Annotated in this window: 24 protein-coding genes; 22 read left to right on the top strand and 2 right to left on the bottom strand. The window is 63.1% G+C overall.

What is annotated here, in order from left to right; all coding sequences use genetic code 11:
* The first annotated feature begins 18 nt into the window (after positions 1-18).
* A complete protein-coding gene (gene selO, locus M0808_RS09990; RefSeq protein ID WP_247840934.1) occupies positions 19-1,482 on the top strand; it encodes a protein adenylyltransferase SelO in 1,464 nt (487 codons plus the stop codon).
* A gap of 6 nt (positions 1,483-1,488) precedes the next feature.
* Here selO and M0808_RS09985 read toward each other — a convergent pair whose 3' ends face one another.
* The gene (locus M0808_RS09985; protein WP_247840951.1) at positions 1,489-1,836 is read right to left on the bottom strand and encodes a transcriptional regulator; all 348 of its coding nucleotides are present in this window, start codon (positions 1,834-1,836) and stop codon (positions 1,489-1,491) included.
* 374 nt (positions 1,837-2,210) lie between these two features.
* Between M0808_RS09985 and trxC the strand changes: the two genes are divergently transcribed.
* Positions 2,211-2,645, top strand: coding sequence for a thioredoxin TrxC (gene trxC / locus M0808_RS09980; RefSeq protein ID WP_095138051.1), 435 nt, complete (start codon positions 2,211-2,213; stop codon positions 2,643-2,645).
* 131 nt (positions 2,646-2,776) lie between these two features.
* On the opposite strand, the gene M0808_RS09975 is transcribed toward trxC, so the two are convergent.
* On the bottom strand, positions 2,777-3,547 hold the full coding sequence (locus M0808_RS09975; RefSeq protein WP_027611345.1) for a ParA family protein: 771 nt from the start codon (positions 3,545-3,547) through the stop codon (positions 2,777-2,779).
* A 361-nt stretch (positions 3,548-3,908) separates the two neighbouring features.
* On the opposite strand from M0808_RS09975, the gene M0808_RS09970 reads away from it, so the two are divergent.
* From M0808_RS09970 to M0808_RS09875, 20 genes are all read left to right on the top strand, one after another.
* Positions 3,909-4,628: a beta-ketoacyl synthase chain length factor gene (locus M0808_RS09970; RefSeq protein WP_103368705.1), complete on the top strand. Its 720-nt coding sequence runs from the start codon at positions 3,909-3,911 to the stop codon at positions 4,626-4,628.
* On the top strand, positions 4,604-5,413 hold the full coding sequence (locus M0808_RS09965) for a lysophospholipid acyltransferase family protein (protein WP_027611343.1): 810 nt from the start codon (positions 4,604-4,606) through the stop codon (positions 5,411-5,413). The genes M0808_RS09970 and M0808_RS09965 overlap by 25 nt, the downstream gene beginning before the upstream one ends.
* Positions 5,394-5,654 (top strand): phosphopantetheine-binding protein, encoded by a 261-nt coding sequence (locus M0808_RS09960; protein WP_007967290.1) that lies wholly within the window; start codon positions 5,394-5,396, stop codon positions 5,652-5,654. Before M0808_RS09965 ends, M0808_RS09960 begins: the two co-directional genes overlap by 20 nt.
* Positions 5,655-5,663: 9 nt before the next feature.
* Positions 5,664-5,918 (top strand): acyl carrier protein, encoded by a 255-nt coding sequence (locus M0808_RS09955; protein ID WP_003220947.1) that lies wholly within the window; start codon positions 5,664-5,666, stop codon positions 5,916-5,918.
* A complete protein-coding gene (locus M0808_RS09950) occupies positions 5,915-6,460 on the top strand; it encodes a membrane protein (RefSeq protein WP_027611342.1) in 546 nt (181 codons plus the stop codon). The genes M0808_RS09955 and M0808_RS09950 overlap by 4 nt, the downstream gene beginning before the upstream one ends.
* Positions 6,457-8,136 (top strand): acyl-CoA synthetase family protein, encoded by a 1,680-nt coding sequence (locus M0808_RS09945; protein WP_247840932.1) that lies wholly within the window; start codon positions 6,457-6,459, stop codon positions 8,134-8,136. Before M0808_RS09950 ends, M0808_RS09945 begins: the two co-directional genes overlap by 4 nt.
* Positions 8,137-8,264: 128 nt before the next feature.
* The gene (locus M0808_RS09940) at positions 8,265-8,999 is read left to right on the top strand and encodes a glycosyltransferase family 2 protein (protein WP_247840930.1); all 735 of its coding nucleotides are present in this window, start codon (positions 8,265-8,267) and stop codon (positions 8,997-8,999) included.
* Positions 8,996-9,943: a glycosyl transferase gene (locus M0808_RS09935; RefSeq protein ID WP_134785261.1), complete on the top strand. Its 948-nt coding sequence runs from the start codon at positions 8,996-8,998 to the stop codon at positions 9,941-9,943. Before M0808_RS09940 ends, M0808_RS09935 begins: the two co-directional genes overlap by 4 nt.
* On the top strand, positions 9,924-11,468 hold the full coding sequence (locus M0808_RS09930) for an aromatic amino acid ammonia-lyase (RefSeq protein ID WP_097087039.1): 1,545 nt from the start codon (positions 9,924-9,926) through the stop codon (positions 11,466-11,468). The genes M0808_RS09935 and M0808_RS09930 overlap by 20 nt, the downstream gene beginning before the upstream one ends.
* Positions 11,461-11,886 (top strand): acyl-CoA thioesterase, encoded by a 426-nt coding sequence (locus M0808_RS09925; protein WP_027611337.1) that lies wholly within the window; start codon positions 11,461-11,463, stop codon positions 11,884-11,886. The genes M0808_RS09930 and M0808_RS09925 overlap by 8 nt, the downstream gene beginning before the upstream one ends.
* Positions 11,883-12,485 carry an outer membrane lipoprotein carrier protein LolA gene (locus tag M0808_RS09920; RefSeq protein ID WP_247840928.1) on the top strand — a complete coding sequence of 201 codons (603 nt, stop codon included), beginning with the start codon at positions 11,883-11,885 and terminating at the stop codon, positions 12,483-12,485. The genes M0808_RS09925 and M0808_RS09920 overlap by 4 nt, the downstream gene beginning before the upstream one ends.
* Positions 12,469-14,808 carry an MMPL family transporter gene (locus M0808_RS09915; protein WP_247840926.1) on the top strand — a complete coding sequence of 780 codons (2,340 nt, stop codon included), beginning with the start codon at positions 12,469-12,471 and terminating at the stop codon, positions 14,806-14,808. The genes M0808_RS09920 and M0808_RS09915 overlap by 17 nt, the downstream gene beginning before the upstream one ends.
* Positions 14,805-15,968 (top strand): sodium:proton antiporter, encoded by a 1,164-nt coding sequence (locus tag M0808_RS09910; RefSeq protein WP_247840924.1) that lies wholly within the window; start codon positions 14,805-14,807, stop codon positions 15,966-15,968. The genes M0808_RS09915 and M0808_RS09910 overlap by 4 nt, the downstream gene beginning before the upstream one ends.
* Complete coding sequence (locus tag M0808_RS09905; RefSeq protein ID WP_098966841.1) at positions 15,955-17,202, top strand: NAD(P)/FAD-dependent oxidoreductase; 1,248 nt, start codon at positions 15,955-15,957, stop codon at positions 17,200-17,202. The genes M0808_RS09910 and M0808_RS09905 overlap by 14 nt, the downstream gene beginning before the upstream one ends.
* Positions 17,199-17,924, top strand: a complete 726-nt coding sequence (locus M0808_RS09900; protein ID WP_247840923.1) for a class I SAM-dependent methyltransferase — start codon at positions 17,199-17,201, stop codon at positions 17,922-17,924. The genes M0808_RS09905 and M0808_RS09900 overlap by 4 nt, the downstream gene beginning before the upstream one ends.
* Positions 17,924-18,514 carry a DUF3261 domain-containing protein gene (locus M0808_RS09895; RefSeq protein WP_247840921.1) on the top strand — a complete coding sequence of 197 codons (591 nt, stop codon included), beginning with the start codon at positions 17,924-17,926 and terminating at the stop codon, positions 18,512-18,514. Before M0808_RS09900 ends, M0808_RS09895 begins: the two co-directional genes overlap by 1 nt.
* Positions 18,511-19,707, top strand: a complete 1,197-nt coding sequence (locus M0808_RS09890; RefSeq protein ID WP_247840919.1) for a beta-ketoacyl-[acyl-carrier-protein] synthase family protein — start codon at positions 18,511-18,513, stop codon at positions 19,705-19,707. The genes M0808_RS09895 and M0808_RS09890 overlap by 4 nt, the downstream gene beginning before the upstream one ends.
* On the top strand, positions 19,704-20,168 hold the full coding sequence (locus M0808_RS09885) for a hotdog family protein (RefSeq protein WP_134785254.1): 465 nt from the start codon (positions 19,704-19,706) through the stop codon (positions 20,166-20,168). The genes M0808_RS09890 and M0808_RS09885 overlap by 4 nt, the downstream gene beginning before the upstream one ends.
* Entirely contained in the window at positions 20,161-20,889 is a 729-nt protein-coding gene (fabG, locus tag M0808_RS09880; RefSeq protein WP_027611328.1) for a 3-oxoacyl-ACP reductase FabG, read from the top strand. The genes M0808_RS09885 and fabG overlap by 8 nt, the downstream gene beginning before the upstream one ends.
* Entirely contained in the window at positions 20,889-22,115 is a 1,227-nt protein-coding gene (locus M0808_RS09875) for a beta-ketoacyl-ACP synthase (protein ID WP_247840917.1), read from the top strand. The genes fabG and M0808_RS09875 overlap by 1 nt, the downstream gene beginning before the upstream one ends.
* Positions 22,116-22,122 lie beyond the last annotated feature (7 nt).

Genomic DNA, 22,122 nt, shown 5'->3' with positions numbered 1-22,122 from the left:
TTCTGCTGGAGCCGGCCCTTGAAAGCCCTCGACGAACTGACCTTCGACAATCGCTTCGCCCGCCTGGGCGATGCGTTCTCCGCTCACGTGCTGCCCGAGCCGATCGACAACCCGCGTCTGGTCGTCGCCAGCCCGGCGGCCCTGGCCTTGCTCGATCTTGATCCGGCAACCGCTGAGACTCAGGAATTCGCTGAACTGTTCGGCGGCCACAAATTGTGGGCCGATGCCGAACCACGGGCGATGGTCTATTCCGGGCACCAGTTCGGTGGCTACACGCCGCAACTGGGCGATGGTCGCGGCTTACTGCTGGGCGAGGTCTACAACAACGCCGGCGAACACTGGGACCTGCATCTGAAGGGCGCCGGGCAGACGCCGTTTTCGCGCATGGGCGATGGCCGCGCGGTGCTGCGTTCGTCGATTCGTGAGTTTCTCGCCTCCGAGGCGCTGCACGCGCTGAACATCCCGTCTTCACGTGCCGCCTGCGTGATTGGCTCCGACACTCCGGTGTGGCGCGAAAAGCAGGAACGCGCGGCGATGGTGCTGCGTCTGGCGCCAAGCCATGTGCGCTTCGGCCACTTCGAATACTTCTACTACACCAAGCGTCCCGAGCAGCAGAAGTTGCTCGGCGAACACGTATTGGCGATGCACTATCCCGAGTGCCTGGAGCAACCGGAACCGTATCTGGCGATGTTCCGCGAGATCGTCGAGCGCAATGCCGAACTGATCGCCAAGTGGCAGGCCTACGGCTTCTGTCACGGGGTGATGAACACCGACAACATGTCGATCCTCGGCATCACCTTCGACTTCGGCCCGTTCGCCTTCCTCGACGATTTCGACGCCAACTTCATCTGCAACCACTCGGATGATCAGGGCCGCTACTCGTTCAGCAACCAGGTGCCGATCGGCCAGTGGAACCTCAGCGCTCTGGCCCAGGCCCTGACGCCGTTCATCAGCGTCGAAGCCCTGCGCGAAACCCTCGGTTTGTACCTGCCGTTGTTCCAGGCGCACTACCTCGACCTGATGCGCCGCCGCCTCGGTTTCACCAGCGCCGAGGATGACGACCAGAAACTGCTCGAAGACCTGTTGCAACTGATGCAGAACAGCGGCGTCGATTACACGCTGTTCTTCCGCCATCTCGGCGAAGAGTCCGCAGAGCAGGCTGTCGCCCGCTTGCGCGATGACTTCGTCGACATCAAAGGCTTCGATGCCTGGGGCGAACGCTACGTGGCACGGGTTGCCCGTGATGGTGACAGCGATCAGGAACAACGCCGCACACGGATGCACGCGGTCAATCCGCTGTACATCCTGCGCAACTACTTGGCGCAGAAGGCTATCGATGCCGCCGAGCAAGGCGACTACTCAGAAGTGCGCCGGCTGCATGCGGTGCTGAGCACGCCGTTCGACGAGCAGCCGGGGATGGAAGGTTATGCCGAGCGGCCGCCGGAGTGGGGCAAGCATCTGGAGATCAGTTGTTCTTCCTGAGACGTCTTAGACAAAGACGTCTACAGGAAGCTTGAAAAACTCGGCCAGCCAGCGAACCTGCCGTAAGTTTAACTGCCGCTTGCCGCTCAGGATTTCCGAGACAACAGACTGAGCACCGACCCCGGGCAAATCGCTCTGGGTCAAACCATGTTCACGCATTAAATATCCCAACACTTCATGACCTGGTGGTTTAGGCACCGGATGATGCGTGCGATCCCACTCCTCAATCCAGTCACTGATGATGTCCAGCAGGCTCGCGAGTGGATGCGAGCCATCATCACCGGTTATCTCAAGGATCTCGTCGACGGCCTGAACCAAGGCGTCGTAGTCATCTTCATTTTCTGGCCGACGCAGAGGACGAGGAAAGAAATCCGGATTTTGGTCAGCACCGGAATCTAGCCAAACATTCTCGAAACCAACAAAGTCCCCGGCAAGCGAGTAAATCGCGCGGACATTTAAGTCTTTAACAGACTCAGTTCCTTCTAAAAGCTGTGAGAGCGAAAGACGTTTACCCGTTGTGAAGGCCATAGGGATGGGAGTCCAAAAGTTATTTCGTTCAGGTCTGCTCAAGATTACCAATTGGATCAAATACAGATAATCAGACTCAGCACCGAAGCGCGTAGGTCCTTTCCTTAAGTGACGATGGTAATGACCTACAGACCAATTCCTTGATAATCGCGACTTTGCCTCCAGATCAGACTTATAGACTTCCTGCCCGAGAGCCCATCATGTCTGAACCACTCCTAATCCCCTGCCCCGCCTGCAACGGCCTCAACCGCATCCCCGCCGAACGCCTCGCCGACCAGCCAAAATGCGGGCGCTGCAAATCCGCGGTGCTGTTGAGCAAGCCGTTCGAACTCAAGCAAGGCGACTACGCCAGCCAGATCAAAGGGGATCTGCCGTTGTTGGTGGATGTGTGGGCGGACTGGTGTGGGCCGTGCAAGTCCTTTGCGCCGGTATTCGAGCAGGCGGCCGCGCAGTTGGCGGGCAAGTGCCGCTTGGCCAAGCTCGACAGCGAGGCCAATCAGCAGTTGTCGGCGCAGTTGGGGATCCGTTCGATTCCGAGCCTGATTCTGTTCAAGAACGGGCGGGAGGTGGCGCGCCAGAGCGGGGCGTTTCCGTTGCCCCAGTTGATGGCGTGGCTGCGCAGCCAGGGCATCTGACCCTCCGGAGGACCCAATGTGGGAGCGAGCCTGCTCGCGAACGCGCCCGTTCAGTCAACAGAGATGTTGAACGTGCTGGCCTCTTCGCGAGCAGGCTCGCTCCCACAGGAGAGTGGAGTGAAATCCGGAAATCAGTGGTCTTCGAGCAGGTTGTGCAGTTCGACAAATTGCTGCGTCAGTTTATGCCTCGGGTCGAGGTGGATCAGCGGGGTGCTGGCCTGGTGCGACTCACGCATGCGCACCGAGCTGCTCAAGTACACCGGCAGCACCGGCAAACCTTCAGCGATCAACTCATCAAGCATCTGCTGCGGCAGGCTGGCCCGGGCCTGGAACTGGTTGACCACGATGCCTTCGACTTCCAGACCTTCGTTGTGGTCCTCCTTCAACTCTCCGATCTCCGCCAGCAGGCCGTACAGCGCCTGCCGCGAGAAGCTGTCGCAATCGAAGGGAATCAGCACACGATCGGCGGCGATCAACGCCGACACTGCATAGAAATTCAGTGCGGGCGGGGTATCGAGATAAATCCGGTCGTATTCGCCATCCAGTTCATCCAGCAACTTACGCAGCTTGTTGATCTTGTGTTTGGCCTCAAGCTTGGGCTGCAGGTCGGCCAGCTCAGCGGTAGCGGTGATGATGTGCAGGTTGTCGAACGGGGTTTCGTAGATGTCGGCCTGGTTTTTCTTCGAGAACGGCCCGGAAGACAGGGTCTGCTTGAAGAAGTCGGCAATGCCCATCGGTATGTCATCGCCGGTGAGCCCCGTCAGGTACTGAGTGGAGTTGGCCTGGGCATCGAGGTCGACCAACAGCGTGCGATAGCCCTCGCTGGCACTCACCGCTGCCAGATTGCAGGCAATGCTGGATTTGCCCACGCCACCTTTCTGATTGAACACCACGCGCCGCATGACAAAACCTCCGTGTATCAAAGAATGACCGAGTGTAGTTGCCTGTGCGTGCGCTTCGCTACCTTCAACGAAGCGGACTACAGAGTCAGGCGCAAAAATCAGCGGGCACGGCGGGTAAAAACCTCCCGAGTGCGCTGATATGCCCGACAGACAAATCCCGCACGATCCGGATAATGGCCAAATGACATTTTTTCCACGAACCACTCGGTACATTTCGGTGCGTAAAACGTAACCAACATTTGCTACACACTCGTCGCACCGGGATAATGCGCGCCACCCGGCGCCATGCGCCACCTCAGGTCAGCCGCGGCCCTGGCGACTCAAAGCGTCATAAAAGCCCGCAGGGGCGGGATGAACATCCGTGATCAACTTCAACATCGCCCAATGGCGCGCGTGGGCCCCGGGGCTCGACAGCGTGGACGCGTGGCAGGCCTGGAGCCGACAACCGGTCGTACTCCCGAGCAGCGATGCCGCGCCCGATGTGTCGTTTCTGCCAGCCATGCAGCGCCGACGCCTCAGCCGTCTGGCGCGGATGGCGTTCAGTGTCGGCTGGCCGCTGGCCGATGGACGGGAAAACCTGCCGCTGGTGTTTGTTTCACGACACGGCGAAACCCCGCGCACCTTCGAGATCCTCAGTGATCTGGCCAAGGACGAGCCGTTGTCGCCGACCCAGTTCAGCCTGTCGGTGCACAACGCGATCATTGGTCTGTGGTCGATCATGCGCGGTGAAACCAGCGAAATGACTGCACTGGCGGCCGCAGGCGATGGCCTGGAACACGGCATCATCGAAGCCTCCGCCCTGCTCGCTGAAGGCGCTCCCGCGGTGCTGCTGATCATCACCGAAGAACAGCCGCCCGAGGCCTATTCGCAGTGGGTCGACGACGTGCCGTTCCCTTATGCGCTGGGTCTGCTGCTCACCCCCGGTACCGACTGGCGGCTGACCCTGAACAGCGGCCAGGAAACAGTGTCCAAAGCGCACTGGCCACACGCGCTGAATCTGTTGCGCGCCCTGCTCGGTCAGCAAACCCATTGCCAACATGCCTGGAAAAATCGTGTATGGACCTGGCAACGCAACCCGTGACCGAGAAGAACCGCGACGCCTATTACTGGCGCTTGCTGGCCACCGCCGCCAGTTTCACCCTGTTCGGGCTCGGCGGGTTGTGCCTGCGCTTGCTGGTATTTCCGCTGCTCGGCTGTCTGCCGGGTGACGCGCTCAGGCATCGTCAACGCGCACGGCAAACCGTCAGTCGGCTGTTCTGGTTTTTCGTGCGGTTCATGGCCCGCACCGGTGTGCTGACTTATGACATTCAAGGGGCCGAACGCCTCGGGCGTCCAGGGCAGATGATCATCGCCAACCACCCGTCGCTGATCGACGTGGTGTTCCTGATCGGCCTGGTGCGCCAGGCCAATTGCGTGGTGAAGAAAAGCCTGTGGGAAAACCCCTTCACCCGCGGCCCGCTGCGCAGTACCGAATACATCAGCAACGACGGCAGCATGGACATGCTCGACGCTGCCGCCGAGTCCCTGCAAAACGGCCAGACCCTGATCATTTTCCCCGAGGGCACGCGCACTCAACCTGGTCAGGCGCCAGCCTTTCATCGGGGGGCTGCAGCGATTGCCCTGCGCGGTGCGAAAATCCTTACGCCAGTGGTCATCAAGGTCAATCCGACCACCCTGACCAAGGCCGAACCCTGGTATCGCATCCCCCACCGCCGCGTGCACTTCAGTTTTCGTGTCGGGGCCGATATAGATCCACAGACTTTCGCCACGCAAGGCCCGGCACCGCAGGCCTCGCGCAAGCTCAATGATTATTTGCACTCTTACTACATTAAGGAGCTCGCCGAAGATGAGCGATCTGCACCGTGAAATAAAACTGCTGATCATCGACGCCCTGGGCCTCGAAGACATCAGCGTCGACGACATCGGCGACGAGCAGACGCTGTTCGGCGAAGGCCTGGGCCTGGATTCGGTCGACGCACTGGAACTGGGTCTGGCGATCCAGAAAAAGTACGGCATCAAGATCGACGCCGACGCCAAAGACACCCGTAACCACTTCACCAATGTGGCGAGCCTTGCGGCGTTCGTCACGGCAAAACAGGCAGCTTGAGACCGGACCATGCAAACTCGTGACGACATTTTCAACACCCTGCGCGATGCCTTGGTCGAGCTGTTCGAACTGGATCCGGCGCGGATCAGCCTGGAGTCCAACCTGTATCAGGATCTGGAGATCGACAGCATCGACGCGGTCGACCTGATCGATCACATCAAACGCCAGACCGGCAAGAAAATCGCCGCCGAAGAATTCAAATCGGTGCGCACCGTCGGTGACGTGGTCGAGGCGGTCTACCGTCTGGTTCAACCGGCCGCATGAGCCGATTGATCGGCCTCGGCCTGCTGCTGGCGGGGCTGCTGTACCCCTTTGCGGTGTATTTCGGCATGGAGCACTTCGCCCCGTGGCAGTTCGGACTGCTGCTGGGCGGGCTGTGGCTGGCGCGCGCGCTGACCGGCGAGCGCAAACCCGGCAGCCGCTGGATGGCCTGTGTGGCGATCGTGTTCTGCCTGCTGCTGGCGCTGTTCGACAGTCCGCTGTTGCTGCGCTGGTATCCGGTGCTGATCAGCGGCTTCATGCTGGTGCTGTTCAGCCTGAGCCTGAAATACGGGCCGCCGATGGTCGAGCGTCTGGCGCGATTGCGCGAGCCGCAATTGCCGCCCGAAGCGATCCGCTACACCCGCCAGGTCACGGTGGCCTGGAGCGTGTTTTTCTTCTGCAACGGTTTGTGCGCCGCGCTCCTGACCCTGTGGGCGCCGCTGCATTGGTGGATGTTGTACACCGGCCTGATCTCCTACGGATTGATCGGCCTGATGTTTGCCATTGAATGGCTGATACGACAACGGGTAAGAGGCCGTAAATGAACTGGATAAAACTTGAGCAACTGTTGCTCAAGGCCCTGCCGGAGCGCGCAATCAGCGCCGCCCCGGCGCTCGACCACACGCAACTGCGCGAGCAGGCGCTGAGCGTTGCCGCCGGCCTGCAGGCACGCGGCGTGCAGCGCATGGCGGTGCATCTGGAAGATGCCGCCGACCTCGCCATCGCCCTGCTCGGCGCCTGGCGCGCGGGCGTCGCCGTCCTGCTGCCCTCCGACCTGCAAGCGCAGACCCGCCAGCGCTGGTCGAGTGAGGTCGATCTGTGGTTGAGCGATCACCCCGATGATGCTCACTTGAGCGATCTGCTGCAGCCGGCCCTGCCCGGTGCTGAACTCGACCTCGAGCAGTGCCGCCTGAGCCTGTGCACCTCCGGCTCCAGCGGCGAGCCCAAGCGTATCGACAAGACTCTGCGCCAACTGGCCAACGAGGTCGAAGCACTGGAGCAACTGTGGGGCGCGGATCTGGGAGAAGCCTGGATCATCGGCAGCGTCGCCACCCAGCACATCTATGGTTTGTTGTTCCGGGTGCTATGGCCGCTGTGCGCCGGACGGCCGTTCGTGCGCAGGCAACTGGCGTTTCCGGAAGACCTGCAGCGCGCCAGCCGCGAACACCCGGCCTTCGCCTGGGTCGGCAGCCCGGCACTGCTCAAACGCATGGGCGACAACCTCGACTGGCCGGCCCTGAGCGCCGTGCGCCGGGTGTTTTCCTCCGGCGGCGCTTTACCCGCAGACGCGGCACAGAGCCTGCAGCAACGCCTGCAACAGTGGCCGACCGAAATCCTCGGCAGCTCGGAAACCGGCGGCATCGCCTGGCGTCAGGGCGCCAGCCTGTGGCAGCCCTTCGTCGGGGTTGAGCTGAGCCAGGACCGCGACGGCGCCCTGCTGATCGCTTCTCCCTATCTGCCGGCCGGGCATGTCGAGCACACCGCCGATGCCGTGCGCATCGCCGCCGACGGACGTTTCGAACTGCTCGGGCGGCTGGACCGCATCGTCAAACTCGAAGAGAAGCGCATCTCCCTGCCGATGCTCGAACAGGCACTGGTCGCCCACGAGTGGGTCGCCGAAGCACGGCTGGGCGTGGTTCAGGAAAACCGCGCGGTACTTGGCGCCTTGCTGGTGCTCAGCGACGCCGGCCTGTTTGCCTTGCGCGAACACGGTCGTCGCAGCCTGACCGAAGCCCTGCGCAAACACCTGAGCCAGCATTGCGAGGCGCTGGCCTTGCCCCGGCGCTGGCGTCTGGTGCGGCAACTGCCGCTGAACAGCCAGGGCAAGCTGCCGCAGGCCGACATCGAAGCGCTGCTGCTGGCGCCACGGCCAAAAACTCCGGAAGTGCTGGAGCAAGTCGAAACCGACGGCGAGTGGAGCCTGCAATTGAGTGTTCCGCCGGACCTGGCCTACTTCAGCGGCCACTTTCCCAAAGCCCCGGTGCTGCCCGGCGTGGTGCAAGTCGAATGGGCGCTGAACCTTGGCCGACAACTGCTGAACCTGCCCGGCAAATTTGCCGGCATGGAAGTGCTGAAATTCCAGCAACTGGTGCGCCCTGGCGATGAAATCCAGCTGCACCTGCGTTTCGATCCCGAGCGCGGCAAACTGTATTTCGCCTACCGCAACGACACCGCGACCTGCTCCAGCGGACGAATCCTGCTAGGAGCCGCCGATGCATAACCTGTGGCGAGGGAGCTTGCTCCCGCTGGGCTGCGAAGCGGCCCCAAACTCGGTTCACGCAAAACTGCGAGCGAGTGCTGCGCACTCGAGCGGGAGCAAGCTCCCTCGCCACAATGGGTGCGTGAATCATGCATAACCCTTGCGCCGTAATTCCGGTCTACAACCATGAAACCGCGATCGGCACCGTGGTCGACGCGCTGCTCGCCCAAGGGCTGCCGTGCATTCTGGTGGACGACGCCAGCACCCCGTCCTGCGCGCGAGTGCTGGATGCGCTGGCCGAACGCGAAAGCGTGCATCTGGTGCGCCTGACCCTCAATCAGGGCAAGGGCGGCGCGGTGATGACCGGCCTGCGCGAAGCTGCTCGTCTGGGCTTCACCCATGCCCTGCAAGTTGACGCCGATGGCCAGCACGACCTGCACGACGTCGCCCGTTTCGTCGAGGAATCCCGCGCCCACCCGGCCGCGATGATCTGCGGTTATCCGCTGTTCGACGAGAGCGTGCCCAAGGGCCGCTTGTACGCACGTTATTTGACCCACGTGATGGTCTGGATCAATACGCTGTCGTTGCAGATCCGCGATTCGATGTGCGGCTTTCGCGTGTATCCGCTGGCCCCGACGCTGGCGGTGATCGACTCGGCGCGGGTCGGCAAGCGCATGGATTTCGACTCCGACATCCTCGTGCGTCTGGCGTGGCGCAACCAGCCGATGCGCTGGCTGCAGACCAGCGTGCATTACCCGCTGGACGGCGTCTCGCACTTCCGCCTGTTCCACGACAACGCGCTGATTTCCAGCATGCATACCCGGTTGTTCTTCGGCATGCTGCTGCGCCTGCCGGTCATCCTCTGGCGCCGGTGGCGCACATGAGCGTCGAGACCGACAAGAAGCACTGGGCCGACCGCGAAGAGCGCGGCAGCTTTCTGCTGATGAAATTCACCGCGTTCGCCGCAAAGGTGCTTGGCCGGCGTCTGCTCAGTCCGCTGCTGTACGGCATCGTCCTGTACTTCTTCCTGTTCGGCCGTACCGCGCGCAACAGTGCCTGGCAATACCAGCAACGGTTGGCCGACTGGAGCAACCGCGGCGAATTGCGACCGAGTTACTGGCGGGTGTTCCGCCAGTTCATGGCGTTCGCCGATTCACTGCTCGACAAGCTCGACGTGTGGAACGGCAAGCTGCGCATCGAGCAGATCGAAATCATCGACCCGGCATTGCTGCGCAATCAGTTGCGCGGCAGTCGCGGGCAACTGCTGGTCGGCGCGCACTTGGGCAACCTCGAAGTCTGCCGGGCGCTGGCCGAGATCGGCGAAAAGGTCACCATGAATGTGCTGGTGCACACCAAGCACGCCGAGCAGTTCAACCGTTTGCTGGGCGAGGCCGGGGCGACCAATCTGCGCCTGATTCAGGTCAGCGAACTGGATCCGGTGATCATGCTGCAACTGCACGAACGTCTGGAGCGCGGCGAATGGCTGGCGATTGCCGGCGACCGCGTACCGTTGCATGGCGGGCGCAGCGTCAGCGTGGATTTTCTCGGCCACCCGGCAGCGTTTCCGCAAGGCCCGTGGTTGCTGGCCGGTTTGCTCAAATGCCCGGTCAATCTGCTGATGTGCCTGAAACAACCGGACGGCCACTATCGCCTGACCCTCGAGCCGTTCGCCGACAGCGTGACCTGGACACGCCGCGAGCGCGAGCAGGTCATTCATCAGTGGGCCACCCGCTATGCGCAGCGCCTGAGTCACTATTGCCTCGAAGCCCCGCACCAATGGTTCAACTTTTACCCTTTCTGGAAGACCGATGACGACGCCAACCCATGAGCCGGTAACCTTCGGCGAACGCCCTTTGCGCATCGAAGACGTGCTGGCCCTGGCCAACCGTCAGGCGCCCGTGCAGTTGCAGAGCGACGCCGCTTACCGCGAGCGCATCGCCAAAGGCGCACGGTTCCTCGACTCGCTGCTGGACAAGGAAGGCGTGATCTACGGCGTGACCACCGGTTACGGCGATTCCTGCGTGGTCGCGGTGCCGCTGCATCACGTCGAGGCACTGCCGCGTCATCTCTACACCTTCCACGGTTGCGGACTCGGCAAACTGCTCGACGCGCAAGCCACCCGCGCCGTGCTGGCGGCGCGTTTGCAGTCGCTGTGTCACGGCGTGTCCGGGGTGCGCATCGAACTGCTGGAGCGCCTGCACGCCTTCCTCGAACACGACATCCTGCCGCTGATCCCCGAGGAAGGTTCGGTCGGGGCCAGCGGCGATCTGACGCCGCTGTCCTACGTCGCCGCCACCCTGTCCGGCGAGCGTGAAGTGCTGTTCCGTGGCGAGCGTCGCCAGGCTGCCGATGTGCATCGCGAACTCGGCTGGACGCCGCTGGTGCTGCGCCCGAAAGAAGCGCTGGCCTTGATGAACGGTACGGCGGTGATGACCGGCCTCGCCTGCCTCGCCTTCGCCCGCGCCGACTATCTGCTGCAACTGGCCACGCGCATCACCGCGCTCAACGTGGTCGCGCTGCAAGGCAATCCGGAACACTTCGACGAGCGTCTGTTCGCCGCCAAGCCGCATCCGGGGCAGATGCAAGTCGCCGCGTGGCTGCGCAAGGATCTGGCGATCGACGCGCCGACCGCGCCGCTGCATCGCCTGCAGGATCGCTACTCGCTGCGCTGCGCTCCGCACGTGCTCGGGGTGCTGGCCGACAGCCTGAACTGGCTGCGTGCGTTCATCGAGACCGAACTCAACAGCGCCAACGACAACCCGATCATCGACGCCGAAGCCGAACGCGTGCTGCACGGCGGGCACTTCTACGGCGGGCACATCGCGTTCGCCATGGACAGCCTGAAAAATCTGGTGGCCAACGTCGCCGACCTGCTCGACCGGCAGCTCGCGCTGCTGGTCGACGAGCGCTACAACCACGGTTTGCCGAGCAACCTGTCCGGCGCCCCGGCGGATCGCGCCATGATCAACCACGGTTTCAAGGCTGTGCAGATCGGCACCAGCGCCTGGACCGCCGAAGCGCTGAAAAACACCATGCCGGCCAGCGTGTTCTCACGCTCCACCGAGTGTCACAACCAGGACAAGGTGAGCATGGGCACCATCGCCGCCCGTGACGCGATCCGCGTGCTGGAGCTGACCGAACAAGTCGCCGCCGCCACGTTGCTCGCGGCCAATCAGGGCGTCTGGCTGCGTGGTCGCGATGAAGACGCACGCGCGCTGCCACCTTCGCTGGCCGCCATGCACGAAGAGCTGGCCAAGGACTTCCCGCCGGTCATCGAAGACCGTGCACTCGAAGGCGAATTGCGCCTGTGTCTGCAACGTATCGCCGAGCAACACTGGAGGCTGCATGCGTAGCGCCGGAGTGCTGCACGCCGACACGGAAATCCTCGTACCGTTTTTCGACGTCGACACTATGCACGTGGTCTGGCACGGGCATTACGTCAAATACCTGGAAGTGGCGCGCTGCGCGCTGCTCGACCAGATCGGCCACAACTACACGCAGATGTCCGAGTCCGGTTACGCATGGCCGATCATCGACCTGCAACTGCGTTATGTGCGCGGCGCGGTGTTCGGCCAGCGCTTGAACGTACGCGCCAGTCTGGTGGAGTGGGAGAACCGCTTGAAGATCAATTATCTGATCACCGACCTGCAGACCGGTGAGCGCCTGACCCGTGCCAGCTCGGTGCAGGTAGCGGTCGAGATCAGCAGCCGCGAGATGCAACTGGCCTCACCCAAAGTGTTCACCGATGCGGTGGAAAGGATGCTGCGATGAACCTGTTCTGCAAATGCCTTGGCGCGATGGCGCTGCTCGCCGTGTCGACGCTGGCCAACGCCTTCGACCTGCAACAGCTCAGCGAACAACTGGCGAAACCGGAAGTGATCCACGGCCAGTTCATTCAGGAAAAACACCTGCGCGCCCTGCCTCAGCCGTTGATCAGCAAGGGCAACTTTGTCCTGGCGAAAAACCACGGCCTACTCTGGCTGCTCAAGACCCCGCTGCAACAGGATTACCGCATCACCGCCAACGGCATCGCCCGTCGTGACGGCAACGCTTGGCAGTTGCTGCCGAACAAGAGCGCCGGTGCCGAACAGAACCGCTTGTTCCTCGCCGTGCTGCAAGGCGACAGCAGCGGTTTGCAGCGGGATTTCGAACTGGCCCTGAGCGGCGACGCACAGCAGTGGAAACTCACCCTGACCCCGCGTTCGGTGCTGCTCAAGCAAGTGTTCAATCAGATCAATATCGACGGCGGTGAGCTGGTGCAGAGCATCGAACTGCTGGAAACCCAGGGCGACAGCACCGTGCTGCGCATGCAGGACAGTACCTCCGGTCAACCGTTGAGCGAATCGGAGCAACATGACTTTGCCGAGTGAGCGCAGGCTGCCGTGGCTGTTTCTGATCCTGCTGCTGGCGGTCGTCGCGCTGGCCGGGTGGCAGTGGCGCGACGGTGCGCCGCTGTCGGCCAACCTCATGGAACTGGTGCCCGGAACCAACCCTGACGCCCTCGAACTGCGCGCCGAACAGCGCATGCAGGAGCCGCTCAATCGGGAAATGCTGGTGTTGGTCGGTCACACTGATCGCCAGCAAGCGGTGGCCATGGCCCAGACTTTGGGCGAGCAATGGCAGGCCAGCGGTCTGTTCGAAAAGGTCCAGTGGAACCTGCAGGCGGATCTGCCGGCGCTGCGCACGCAACTGCTGCAAGGGCGGCTGGCGATGCTCTCAGCGGATGACCGGCAACTGCTGACCGAGCATCCCGATGCGTTCATTCAGCAACGGGTGCAGGCACTGTTCGACCCGTTCAACGGTTTCACCCTGGTACCGAGCCAGGACGACTGGCTGGGCCTGACCGGACGGATCCAGAACAGCCAGCCGAAACACGGCGCGGTGCAACTGGACATCGGCAGCGGCGCACTGATCGCCGATGCCGACGGCAAGAGCTGGGTGCTGCTGCGCGCGCGCACCACCGGCAATGCCTTCGACATGAACCTGCCGCTGAAAGTCGCCGATCTGCTGCAGCACAGTCGCGAGCAGGCGGCGAAATCTGACGTACAACTGTTGGCTGCCAGCGGTCTGCTCTACGCCGCCAACGGTCAGCAGCAAGCCACCCGCGAAATGACCTGGGTCGGCGGCGGCGCCACTCTCGGCATTCTGCTGTTGCTGCTGTTGGCGTTTCGCCGCTGGCGGGTGCTGCTGGCGTTCGTGCCGGTGTTGGTGGGCATGCTGTTCGGCGCGGTGGCCTGCGTGGCGCTGTTCGGCCACATGCACGTGATGACCCTGGTACTCGGCTCCAGCCTGATCGGCGTGGCGGTGGATTACCCGCTGCACTATCTGTCGAAAAGCTGGAGCCTCAAGCCGTGGCGCAGCTGGCCGGCGCTGCGCCTGACACTCTCCGGACTGACGCTGAGCCTGATCACCAGCGCCATCGGTTATCTGGCGCTGGCCTGGACGCCCTTCCCGGCGCTGACACAAATCGCGGTGTTCTCTGCCGCCGGATTGCTCGGTGCCTATCTGTCGGCGGTGTGCCTGCTGCCGGCCCTGCTGAACAACGTTGAGCTGCAACCGGCGCAATGGCCGCTGCGTCTGGCCGAGCGCTTGGTGCAGCTGCGCGAAACCCTGCTCGAACACGTGCGCACCCCGGTGCTGCTGGCGCTGTTGATCGCGTTCTGCGCTGGCGGTCTGGTGCAGCTGCAAAGCAAGAACGACATTCGCCAGTGGGTCGGTGCGCCACAACGCCTGACCGATGAAGCGCAGACCATCGCACACATCACCGGCTATCAGCCGACCAGCCAGTTCTTCCTCGTGCGCGGCGCCAATCAGCAGCAACTGCTGGAGCGTCAGGCCGCGTTGAGCGAGCGTCTGCAGCAACTGGTCAACCTCGACAAACTGCAAGGCTATCTGGCCCTCGATCAACTGCTCAGTCCGCCGAGCCAGCAACAGCAGGTTCGCGAAGCGCTGAGCAAACTGCCGCAATACTGGCAGCCACTGCTCGAGCTCGGCGTACCGCTCGCGGCGTTGCAAACCGAGTTGCAGCAGTTGCAGAACCTGCCTGCCGAAGACATCGACGCGGCACTGGCCGGGCCGTTAGGCGAGCCTTACCGTACGCTGTGGCTCGGCCCGACCGCTGACGGCGTAGCGGCGATGACCAGCCTGCAAGGGCTGAACAATCCGTCACTGCTGCGGGTGCAGGCGCTGGACTTGCCGGGCGTGATGCTGGTCGATCGTCTCGGCGAATTGAACAACGTGTTCGCCGCGACCCAGATCAGTGCCGCCGAACTGAAACTCGCCTCCTGCGTGTTGATTGTGCTGGTGCTGACCGTGCCGTTCGGCTTGGGCGGCGCGTTGCGCATCGTCGCCCTGCCGTTACTCGCGGCGCTGTGCAGCCTCGCCAGTCTCGGTTGGCTCGGTCAGCCGCTGACCCTGTTCAGCCTGTTCGGCCTGCTGCTGGTAACGGCGATCAGCGTCGATTACGCGATCCTCATGCGTGAGCAGGTCGGCGGTGCCGCTGTCAGCCTGCTGGGCACCTTGCTGGCGGCGCTGACGACCTGGTTGTCGTTCGGTCTGCTGGCGGTGTCGAGCACGCCGGCGGTGAGCAACTTCGGCCTGGCGGTAAGCCTGGGGCTGGCGTTCAGTTTCATTCTGGCGCCGTGGGCCGGACGTCACGTCCACCGCGCCGCCGTCGTGGAGCCGGCAGCGTGATGGTCGTAGGTTTCTGGCTGATGGCCCTGGCGCTGTTTGCTGTGGCGACCCGTATCGGCCGGCATTTCGGCCTGATCCCGATCGTCAGCCAGTTGCTGCTGGCCAGCTTCGGTTTGCCGCTGCTGATGTATTTCTGGATCGAACCGGGCTGGCAGCTCAGCGGTGCCGAACTGATTGCGCCGGGGTGGCTGAAAGACCTCTACAGCCTGAGTTTCGCGCTGTTGCTCGGGCACATTCTCAGTGATGTGATCGACCTGCGTCTGGACCGCCAGAGCGTGAAAATCGCCGTGCCGAGTTTTGCCGTGCCATTTGCCTCCGGTCTGGCGGCCGCCGCTTGGTTGCTGCCAGCGCAACCGTGGCTGAACTCGCTGGCCATTGGGCTGGTGTTCGCGATCACCGCGATTCCGGTTTTGTATCTGTATTTGCGTCACATCGACTACCCGCCCGCCGCCACCCGGCGTCTGGTGCAGACCGCCATCCTCATCGACCTGACCTGCTGGACGCTGTTCGGTCTCGCTCAGGGCAGTCTGCATTTGAGTAGCCTGTTGTTGCCGCTGGGACTGGCCTGCGTGCCGCTGCTGTTGAGTCTGCTGCGCGTGCGTCGACCGCTGACCTACAGCCTCGGTTTCTTTGCGCTGCTGGTGCTGGTCGAGCACTACAAGCTCAACGCGCTGATTTTCGGCATCGGTTATCTGCTGTGCATGGCCTTGCTGAAAGTGCCGTTGGTACTGCCATTGCCGGCGCGATGGATGAGCCGTTTGCAGACGTGGATCGCGATCCCGCTGATCCTCACCTTCGGTATCGTGCAGATTGACGTGCACAGCGCCCTCGCCAGTCTCGGCGCGGCGCAATGGGCGGCGCTGCTGCTGTTGCCGATTGCCAGTAAACTGCTCGGCAACTGGCTGGGCCTGGGCTGGGCCGGTGCGTCGTTCGAAGGCGCCAGCCGCTGGCGTGAAAGCGTGCTGCTGAACATTCGCGGGCTGAGCGAAATCGTCTTTCTCAACCTGTTGCTGCAACAACAGCTGATCAGCCCGGCGCTGTACTTCGCGCTGATGCTGATGGGCCTGATCGCGACGCTGTTGCCGGCCCTGATCGGCCTGCACCGCGCGCCCCTGAAAACCACCGCCACTGCGCCCGGGAGTTCACGTGCCAACCGTTGAAATGCAACGTCGTCAGGTAGTGATCATTGGTGCCGGCCCGTCCGGCGCCATCGCCGCTGCGCTGCTCACGCGCAAGGGCCACGATGTGCTGGTGCTCGAGCGCCAGCACTTCCCGAGGTTTTCCATTGGTGAAAGCCTGCTCAGCCATTGCCTGGACTTCGTCGAAGAAGCCGGCATGCTCGACGCCGTCAACGCCGCCGGCTTCCAGCGCAAGACCGGTGCTGCGTTCGCCTGGGGCGAGCGCTACAGCGCCTTCGATTTCGGCGACACCTTCAGCGCAGGCAAGCCGACCACATTCCAGGTGCAGCGCGCCGATTTCGACAAGCTGCTGGCCGATCAGGCTGAATTGCAGGGTGCCGAAATCCGCTACGGTGACGCCATCGTCCGCGTTGATTTCGACCGCGCCAGACCGCAGCTCGACGTGCTGCGCGAGGACGGCAGCGAGTACCGCGTCGAAGCGGATTTCGTGCTCGACGCCAGCGGCTACGGGCGCGTGCTGTCGCGTTTGCTCGAGCTGGAAGCGCCATCGAATTTCCCGGTGCGCCAGGCGGTGTTCACCCACGTTGAAGATCACATCGACAACCCGGCCTTCGACCGCGAGAAGATCCTCGTCACCACCCACCCCGAGCACCGCGACATCTGGTTCTGGACGATCCCGTTCAGCAACGGGCGCTGCTCGGTGGGCGTGGTGGCTGCCGCCGAACACTTCAAGGGTCGCGACAGCGATCTGGACGCCTGCCTGCGCGGCTTCATCGCCGAAACCCCAAGCCTCGCCGGCGTGCTGAACAACGCGGTGTGGGACACTCCGGCGCGCACCCTCGGTGGTTATGCGGCGAATGTGAAAACCCTGCATGGCCCCGGCTTCGCCCTGCTCGGCAACGCCGCGGAATTTCTCGACCCGGTGTTCTCCTCCGGCGTGACCATCGCCATGCGTTCGGCGAGCATGGCCGCCGCCGTCCTGCACCGGCAGTTGCAGGGCGAAACCGTCGATTGGCAGCGCGAGTTCGCCGAACCGCTCAAACGTGGGGTCGACACCTTCCGCTGCTACGTCGAAGGCTGGTATGCCGGCACCTTTCAGGACGTGATTTTTTATCAAGACAGTCAGGCGGACATTCGCCGAATGATCTGCTCGATCCTCGCCGGCTACGCCTGGGATGAACGCAACCCGTTCGTCAGCGAAGCGCGCCGCCGGTTGAAGATGATTTCCGAACTCTGTGCAAAGGACGCCCCATGAATTACTTGAGCGACAGCTACGTCGAGGAAACCCGCTTCGGTTTCTGGTTCCTGCGCAGCCACACCTGGCAGCACCATGTGTTGCGCGTGGCGATCAACGATTTGCGCGGGCTGTTCAGCGAGTCGCTGCCGGCCAATCCGGTACTGCTGGATGCTGGCTGCGGTCAGGGCAAATCGTTCCGCCATCTGCGCCAGACCTTCGCCCCACAGCGTCTGATCGGCATCGACGCCGATCCGCACAGCCTGCAACTGAGCGCCGAAGAAGCGGCGCGGCAGGGCTTCGACGTGGAGCTGATCGGTAGCGATTGCGCGACGCTCAACGTCGCCGATGCCAGTGTCGACCTGCTGTTCTGCCACCAGACCTTTCATCATCTGGTCGAACAGGAAAAAGCCCTCGCCGAGTTCTACCGCGTACTGAAGCCGGGCGGTTATCTGCTATTCGCCGAGTCCACCGAGGCTTACATTGATACCTGGGTGATTCGCTGGCTGTTCCGCCATCCGATGCATGTGCAGAAGAGCGCGGCGCAGTACCTGGAGATGATTCGCCAGCAGGGTTTCCAATTCAGTGAGTGCAACGTTTCGTACCCGTATCTGTGGTGGAGCCGGTCGCAGGATTTCGGGCTGCTGGAACGGTTTGGATTGCGCCGGCCGAAGCCGTTTGGCGAGCGTGAGGAAACCTTGGTGAATGTCGTTGCCCGAAAACCATTGGCAGGGGCTTGCTGATGCAACACTTAACCTGTGGGAGCGGGCTTGCTCGCGAAAGCGGTGGGTCAGTTGGCATTGATGTCGGATGTGCCGACGCCTTCGCGAGCAAGCCCGCTCCCACAGGGGTTGTGGTGTGGCTGGTATTGTTGCTAACGGCCCTGCTAAGTGGATGCGCCAACCAGGCGCCGCTGCCCGCGAGCAACCCGACGCTGCCGTTACCGCTGCAATTGCACATCGAACGTAATCAGGCCAATCAACGTCAGGACTGGCTGCTGGTGATCCAGCGCGAAGGCTCCGGCATCCGCTGGTCGATGATGGATCCGCTAGGCATCCCCCAGGCGCGTCAGCAACTGATCGACGGTCGCTGGCAGGCCGACGGGCTGCTGCCGCCCAATCCGGAGGCCCGGGAGCTGTTTGCCGCGTTGCTGTTCGCCCTGACCCCCTCCGGCGAACTGGCGCGCAATTACCCCGCCGCGCAGCAGCAGGGCGAGCAACGCACGCTGGCGCCGCGCTGGGCGATCCGTTATGCACAACCGTTGAGCTTCGAATTGAATCTGCCCCAAGGCCCGCACTATCGGGTTTCTCCCCTCGGTGAACCGACGCCATGACTGCCTACCTCAATGCCCTCGGCGTGATCTGCGCGCTGGGCCACGACAAGCACCAGGTCGCGCACAACCTGTTTGCCGGTGACTGCTCGGGCATGCGCCGCGAGTCCGGCTGGGTGGCCGGGCGTGAGTTGCCGGTGGCGGCGGTGCACGCTGAGCTGGCGGCGATTCCGGCCGAACTGGCCGACCAAAGCAGCCGCAACAATCAACTGCTGCTGGAAGCCGCACTGCAGATTCGCGAGGACATCGACCGGGCGATTCAGACCTACGGTCGCGAGCGTATTGGCGTGGTGCTTGGCACCAGCACCTCGGGCATCGACGAAGCCAGCCGAGGGCTGGCGCACTACCTTCGCGAGCAGCAGTTCCCTGGCGAGTACGACTATCGGCAACAGGAACTTGGCGCCCCGGCGAATTTTCTCGCCGACTGGCTGCAACTCAGCGGCCCGACCTACGTGATTTCCACCGCCTGTACGTCCAGTGCGCGGGCGTTGATGAGCGCGCAGCGCCTGCTCGATCTGGGCCTGTGCGACGCGGTGCTCTGCGGCGGGGTCGACAGCCTGTGCAAACTCACGCTCAACGGTTTCACCTCACTGGAAGCGGTGTCCGACGAGCGCTGCAATCCGTTCTCGGCCAACCGCAACGGCATCAACATTGGCGAAGCGGCGGTGCTGTTCCTGATGAGCAAGCAGCGCAGCGACGGCCCGGCCATTGCCCTGCTCGGCAGCGGCGCCAGCTCCGACGCGCACCATATTTCCGCGCCGGAACCGAACGGCCGCGGCGCTCTGCAAGCGATGCAGAAAGCCTTGAGCCGCGCACAGCTGAAAGCGGCGCAAATCAGCTACCTGAACCTGCACGGCACCGCGACCCAGCACAACGATGCGATGGAAAGTCTGGCGGTCGCCACGCTGTTCCCCGACGGCGTGGCCTGCTCGTCGACCAAGCCGATGACCGGCCACACCCTCGGCGCTGCCGGCGCCCTCGAAGCAGCGTTCTGCTGGCTGAGCCTGAGCGCCGACAACCCGCAGCACGCCCTGCCGCCACACGTCTGGGACGCCCAGCCCGACCCCGACTTGCCGGCGCTGAAGTGGGTGACCGCGAGCGAACGCCTGTCGTCCATTGCACCCCGCTACCTGATGAGCAACTCGTTTGCTTTCGGCGGCAACAACGTCAGCCTGATTATCGGAGACGCCCCATGAACGACTGGCCGCTCGCCGAACTGCTGCCCCACGCTGGCGACATGATTCTGCTCGACCGCATCCTCAGCTTCGACGAGGAGCAGATCCACACCCGCCTCACGGTCAAGCCCGATGGCTTGTTCAACCTGCCCGACGGCAGCCTGCCGGCGTGGGTCGGCATCGAGTTGATGGCGCAGAGCGTCGCCGCGTTCGCCGGTTGCCATGCACGGCAGAAGGGCAACCCGGTGGAGCTGGGCTTCCTCCTCGGCACGCGCAAATTCGAGTGCAACGTCGAGGCGTTTCCGGCCGGCAGCGAACTGACCATCCACGGCATCCGTTCGCTGGAAGACGACAACGGCATGGGTGTTTTCGAATGCCACATCAACGCCCCCGGCATCGAGGCCAGTGCACGCTTGAACGTGTTCCGCCCGCCGCAGCCCAGCCAATACCTTGAACAAAACAGAGAGTCGAACGATGACTGAATCCGTACTGGTCACCGGCTCCAGCCGTGGCATCGGCCGCGCCATTGCCTTGCGTCTGGCGCAGGCCGGGCATGACATCGTCCTGCATTGCCGCAGCGGCGTGGCTGAAGCCCAAGCGGTGAAGGCCGAAGTCGAAGCGCTGGGCCGCAACGCGCGCATCCTGCAATTCGACGTCGCCGACCGCGAAACCTGCAAAACCATCCTCGAAGCCGACGTCGAAACCCACGGTGCCTATTACGGCGTGGTGCTCAACGCCGGCCTGACCCGCGATGGCGCTTTTCCGGCGTTGAGCGATGACGATTGGGACGTGGTGTTGCGCACCAACCTCGATGGTTTCTACAACGTCCTGCACCCGGTGATGATGCCGATGATCCGTCGTCGCGCCGCCGGTCGGATCGTCTGCATCACTTCGGTGTCGGGTTTGATCGGCAACCGTGGCCAGGTCAACTACAGCGCCTCCAAGGCCGGGGTGATCGGTGCGGCGAAAGCGTTGGCGATTGAACTGGGCAAGCGCAAAATCACGGTTAACTGCGTCGCGCCGGGCCTGATCGACACGGCGATGCTCGACGAAAACGTGCCGGTGGAAGAGCTGATGAAAATGATCCCCGCACAACGCATGGGCACCCCGGAAGAGGTCGCTGCTGCGGTAAATTTCCTGATGTCGGCGGAAGCCTCGTACATCACCCGCCAGGTCTTGGCGGTCAACGGAGGCCTGTGCTGATGAAGCGCGTTGTCGTCACCGGCATGGCCGGCATCACCTCGCTGGGCAGCGACTGGCAGACCATCGCCGGCAACTTCGCGGCCAACCGCAGCGGCATCCGCCGGATGGACGAGTGGGACCGCTTCAGCGAACTCAACACCCGCCTGGCCGGGCCGATCGATGATTTTGTCGTGCCGGCGCACTGGACCCGCAAACAACTGCGCAGCATGGGCCGGGTGTCACGGCTGGCGGTGGGCGCGGCGGAACAGGCACTGGCCGACGCCGGCCTGCTCGGTGACGATTCGATCAAGGACGGACGCATGGGTGTGGCCTGCGGCTCATCCACCGGCAGCACCGACGAGATCAAGGCCTTCGGCAACATGCTGCTCAACTCGGTGGCCGAGGGCCTCAACGCCAACTCCTACGTGCGGATGATGCCGCACACTACCGCGGCCAACATCAGCATTTTTTTCGGCCTCACCGGACGCCTGATCCCGACGTCCAGCGCCTGCACCAGTGGTAGTCAGGGCATCGGCTACGCGTATGAAGCGATCAAGTTCGGGCGTCTGCCGCTGATGCTCGCCGGCGGTGCCGAAGAGCTGTGCCCGACCGAAGCCATGGTTTTCGACGCGCTGTACGCCACCAGCCTGAAAAACGACGCGCCACAGACCAGCCCACGTCCGTACGACAAGGGCCGCGACGGTCTGGTGATCGGCGAAGGTGGCGGCATGCTGGTGCTTGAAGAGCTGGAGCATGCGCTGGCGCGCGGGGCGCGGATCCACGCCGAGATCGTCGGTTTCGGCAGCAACGCCGACGGCCAGCACACCACTCGCCCCGAGCAGATCACCATGCGCCGCGCCATGGAACTGGCGCTGGAAGACGCCGGGCTGACGCCGGATGCCATCGGTTACGTCAATGGTCACGGCACCGCTACAGAACAGGGCGACATTGCCGAAACACTGGCGACCAGCAGTCTGTTCGGCGAACACATGCCGATCAGCTCGCAGAAGAGTTTCCTCGGCCACACGCTGGGGGCCTGCGGGGCGCTGGAGTCATGGTTCAGCATCGAGATGATGAATCGCGACCTGTATGTGCACACGCTCAACCTCGACGAGGTCGACCCGCACTGCGGCAAGCTCGATTACCTGCGCGGCGAATTCCGCCAGATGCATCACGAGTACGTGATGAACAACAATTTCGCTTTTGGTGGCGTCAACACCTCGTTGATTTTCCGCCGCTGGCACTGACCGCAAC

This window comes from Pseudomonas sp. MWU12-3103b (assembly GCF_023100615.1).
In the GTDB taxonomy this organism is placed as follows: Bacteria; Pseudomonadota; Gammaproteobacteria; order Pseudomonadales; family Pseudomonadaceae; genus Aquipseudomonas; species Aquipseudomonas putida_A.
The sequence above is the reverse complement of the archived record's forward strand: the minus strand, read 5'-3'. Positions and strand labels throughout refer to the sequence as shown.

Excerpts from the sequence above, each read along its gene's own strand:
- trxC (WP_095138051.1), top strand. The coding sequence starts at position 2,211 with ATGTCTGAACCACTCCTAATCCCCTGCCCCGCCTGCAACGGCCTCAAC.
- M0808_RS09975 (WP_027611345.1), bottom strand. The coding sequence starts at position 3,547 with ATGCGGCGCGTGGTGTTCAATCAGAAAGGTGGCGTGGGCAAATCCAGC.
- M0808_RS09965 (WP_027611343.1), top strand. The coding sequence starts at position 4,604 with ATGGACCTGGCAACGCAACCCGTGACCGAGAAGAACCGCGACGCCTAT.
- M0808_RS09960 (WP_007967290.1), top strand. The coding sequence starts at position 5,394 with ATGAGCGATCTGCACCGTGAAATAAAACTGCTGATCATCGACGCCCTG.
- M0808_RS09955 (WP_003220947.1), top strand. The coding sequence starts at position 5,664 with ATGCAAACTCGTGACGACATTTTCAACACCCTGCGCGATGCCTTGGTC.
- M0808_RS09950 (WP_027611342.1), top strand. The coding sequence starts at position 5,915 with ATGAGCCGATTGATCGGCCTCGGCCTGCTGCTGGCGGGGCTGCTGTAC.
- M0808_RS09945 (WP_247840932.1), top strand. The coding sequence starts at position 6,457 with ATGAACTGGATAAAACTTGAGCAACTGTTGCTCAAGGCCCTGCCGGAG.
- M0808_RS09940 (WP_247840930.1), top strand. The coding sequence starts at position 8,265 with ATGCATAACCCTTGCGCCGTAATTCCGGTCTACAACCATGAAACCGCG.
- M0808_RS09935 (WP_134785261.1), top strand. The coding sequence starts at position 8,996 with ATGAGCGTCGAGACCGACAAGAAGCACTGGGCCGACCGCGAAGAGCGC.
- M0808_RS09930 (WP_097087039.1), top strand. The coding sequence starts at position 9,924 with ATGACGACGCCAACCCATGAGCCGGTAACCTTCGGCGAACGCCCTTTG.
- M0808_RS09925 (WP_027611337.1), top strand. The coding sequence starts at position 11,461 with ATGCGTAGCGCCGGAGTGCTGCACGCCGACACGGAAATCCTCGTACCG.
- M0808_RS09920 (WP_247840928.1), top strand. The coding sequence starts at position 11,883 with ATGAACCTGTTCTGCAAATGCCTTGGCGCGATGGCGCTGCTCGCCGTG.
- M0808_RS09915 (WP_247840926.1), top strand. The coding sequence starts at position 12,469 with ATGACTTTGCCGAGTGAGCGCAGGCTGCCGTGGCTGTTTCTGATCCTG.
- M0808_RS09900 (WP_247840923.1), top strand. The coding sequence starts at position 17,199 with ATGAATTACTTGAGCGACAGCTACGTCGAGGAAACCCGCTTCGGTTTC.
- M0808_RS09895 (WP_247840921.1), top strand. The coding sequence starts at position 17,924 with ATGCAACACTTAACCTGTGGGAGCGGGCTTGCTCGCGAAAGCGGTGGG.
- M0808_RS09890 (WP_247840919.1), top strand. The coding sequence starts at position 18,511 with ATGACTGCCTACCTCAATGCCCTCGGCGTGATCTGCGCGCTGGGCCAC.
- M0808_RS09885 (WP_134785254.1), top strand. The coding sequence starts at position 19,704 with ATGAACGACTGGCCGCTCGCCGAACTGCTGCCCCACGCTGGCGACATG.
- fabG (WP_027611328.1), top strand. The coding sequence starts at position 20,161 with ATGACTGAATCCGTACTGGTCACCGGCTCCAGCCGTGGCATCGGCCGC.
- M0808_RS09875 (WP_247840917.1), top strand. The coding sequence starts at position 20,889 with ATGAAGCGCGTTGTCGTCACCGGCATGGCCGGCATCACCTCGCTGGGC.